Annotated in this window: 1 protein-coding gene; it reads left to right on the forward strand. The window is 74.0% G+C overall.

Going from position 1 to position 1,797, the window contains the following annotated elements:
* A partial coding sequence (locus tag HOV91_RS39015; RefSeq protein WP_246351615.1) for a vWA domain-containing protein occupies nucleotides 1-1,700 on the forward strand: 1,700 nt, incomplete at its 5' end.
* Nucleotides 1,701-1,797 lie beyond the last annotated feature (97 nt).

Consider the following 1,797-nt stretch of genomic DNA (forward strand, 5'->3'; position numbering starts at 1 on the left):
CCGCCGGGGTGGCCCCCGCCGCGCCTGCCACACCCGCCCCGGCGTCGGTGCCCGTCACCGGGGGATGGGCCACCCTGTCCGCCGCCATGACCGCCGAAGTTCCGCCGATCGCCGACCGTGACGATTTGACCGTGAGCATCGCCCCCGGTGCCGCGTTCGGGCACCCGGCGGTGTTCGTGCCGGGGCTCGCCGCCATCGAACTCGACGGTTCCCGCCTCAAGATCGACCCCGCCGACGCCAACCCGGCCACCAACAGCGACCGCAACAACTACCCGGCGGTGTGGGGTGCGCTGGTACACGAGTGCGCGCACGCCAAACACTCGGTATGGCAGCCGCCGCTGCTGGCCCACCCCGAGGTCGTCACGGCGGCGAAGTTGCTCGAGGAGTCCCGCATCGAGGCCGCCCAGCTCCGCCGCCGCCCCGACGACCGGCATTGGTTGCGCGCCAGCGCCACCGAGATCGTGATCGGCGACAACGGCGGCGAGACCGCCGCAGCCCAGATACCGCCCACCATCTACGCCGCCGCCCACAACGCCGCCCTCGTGCTTGGCCGGGTAGACGCCGGGGTGCTGGAAAAGTCCGAATGCGCGGCGCTGCTGCTCGAGATCGAGTCCATCCTCGGCACCGACACCCTCGCCAAGCTGCGCGCGATTTGGCGCGAGGCTCACACCGTCGCCGACGCCGACACCGCCGCCATGCTCGAGCTCGGGCAGCGCTGGTTCGACATCGTGGGGCCCGACCCGCATGCCGCACCGCTGCCGGGCTCGAAGTTGGGCGCGGCCATCCGCGCCACGGTGGCCGCCATCGCCCGCGAGGTCGCGGCCAATCCGGTGCCCGCCGACCCGGCCGAGTCCGCCGCCGCCGCGCGCCGGGCAGCCGCCGACACCGCCGAACGGGCACAGCGGTTGGCGGAGAACGTGTTCGGCGACGGCGGGGTGCCGGGCATCTCGCGCATCGTGCGCCGCACCCGCACCCCGCTGGCGAAGGAACAGAGCGCCGCGCGGGTACTGGCCCGCGCGCTGGATTCCGCCGCCGCCCGCGAACGCGCCACGGTGAAAACGACCTCGGTGGTCCCGCCGGGACGGGTGCGGATGCGCGGTGTGCTGGCACGCCAGGCACAGCTCGCCGCCGGGGCCATCCCCACTGCCGAACCGTTCACCCGCACCACCCGCAAGAACAGCCCACACCCGCCGCTGCAGGTCGGCATCGCGTGCGACGTGTCCTCCTCAATGAGCAAGTTCGCCACCCCGGTGTCCTCGGCCGCGTGGATCATCGCCCGCGCCGCCGAGCTGGCCGCCATGCCCGCCACCACCGCGACCGTGACATTCGGGGACACTGTCACCCCGATCACCTACCCGGGCACCGCCCCCGCCCAGGTCACCGAGTTCGGGTGCCCGGACGGCAATCACGCGATCGACTTCGCCATCGTGGCCCTCGAGGGTGCCCTCGGTCTGGCCCGCCCTGGCGCGGCCCGGCTGCTGGTGATCATTTCCGACGGCATCTACACCGGCCTCAACCGCGACCGCGCCCAGAAACGCCTCGACGCGTTGCGCGCGGCCGGGTGTGCGGTGCTGTGGCTGGCACCGGCACGCGGGCGAGTCAACCCGCTGAAGAACTCGAACCCGCACCTGCTCACCGATCCCGCGACCACCGCCGCCGAGATCGCCCGCGCCGCCACCGCTGCCGTGCGCGCCACCTAGACCCCGGGCCCCGGGCGCAGCACGCGCCCGGGGCACCCGGACCGGGCGCGCCGGTGCCACCGGCGTGGCCCAACTATCGCCAACCCCACCCCGCCCC

This window comes from Nocardia barduliensis (assembly GCF_013315795.1).
Lineage (GTDB): Bacteria > Actinomycetota > Actinomycetes > Mycobacteriales > Mycobacteriaceae > Nocardia > Nocardia barduliensis.